The 896-nt window shown below is 48.5% G+C and carries 1 protein-coding gene; it reads right to left on the reverse strand.

Annotation, left to right across the window (positions count from 1 at the left end; genetic code table 11):
* Positions 1–685: group II intron reverse transcriptase/maturase (gene ltrA / locus ACOCD2_RS22520; protein WP_419593620.1), on the reverse strand; the 685-nt coding region annotated here is incomplete at its 3' end.
* Positions 686–896 lie beyond the last annotated feature (211 nt).

Consider the following 896-nt stretch of genomic DNA (forward strand, 5'->3'; position numbering starts at 1 on the left):
GGAGGGTCAAGCCACATTCACTGAATCTTTTGTTTAACGTCGATTGCAGTGCTATCGCTTCCTGTTCCGTCTTGCAGTGGCAAACAATATCATCTGCATATCGTTCAAACTGCACACCTTTCCAGTGACGCTCTACCCAGTGATCAAAGGCATAGTGAAGAAACAGGTTCGCCAATAGCGGGCTGATAACTCCGCCTTGGGGCGTCCCTTGTTCTCGCGCTTCTATATGACCGTCTTTGTGTTGAACTGAAGCTCTTAACCATCTCTTGATGTACAGTCTTTGCCAGTCTTCTTTGACGTGCTTTTCTACCGCACGCATGAGCAAAGCATGGTCAATGGCATCAAAGAAGCCTTTGATGTCCATATCCAGTACCCAGGCTCTTTTCCAGCATCTTGCCTTTACCTGCGCCACCGCTTGATGCGCTGACTTGTTCGGGCGATAACCATACGAATCTGGATGAAAGTGTTGCTCCAGCTCCCCTTCAATTTGCAGCTTTACGGCCATTTGAGCGATTCGATCACTGACTGTCGGGATGCCCAACGGCCTGATCCCTCCGTCTGCTTCCGGTATTTCTACTCGCTTGACCGCCTGCGGAAAATAACTTCCCGATGACATCCGGTTCCATAGCTTGTATAGGTTGCCTTTGAGATTTTGTTCAAACATTTCTAATGTTTGTTCATCCACTCCAGCGCTGCCTTTATTCGCTTTAACCCGTTTGTACGCCTCAACGATCAGGCGCTTCGGTATGCTTGTCGGGTTCCATGTGATTATATTTCAAAAAGGAGCTATCCTTTGTTCCGAACCCGCCAGATATTGAACGACTGGCTCACGCAAAACCTGGAGGAAGCATAACGCCATGGTTATCCATCCACAAGCCCGTACAACACCAAAGCTG

The sequence above is a fragment of the Thiolapillus sp. genome, from assembly GCF_048562965.1.
In the GTDB taxonomy this organism is placed as follows: Bacteria; Pseudomonadota; Gammaproteobacteria; order Chromatiales; family Chromatiaceae; genus Thiolapillus; species Thiolapillus brandeum_A.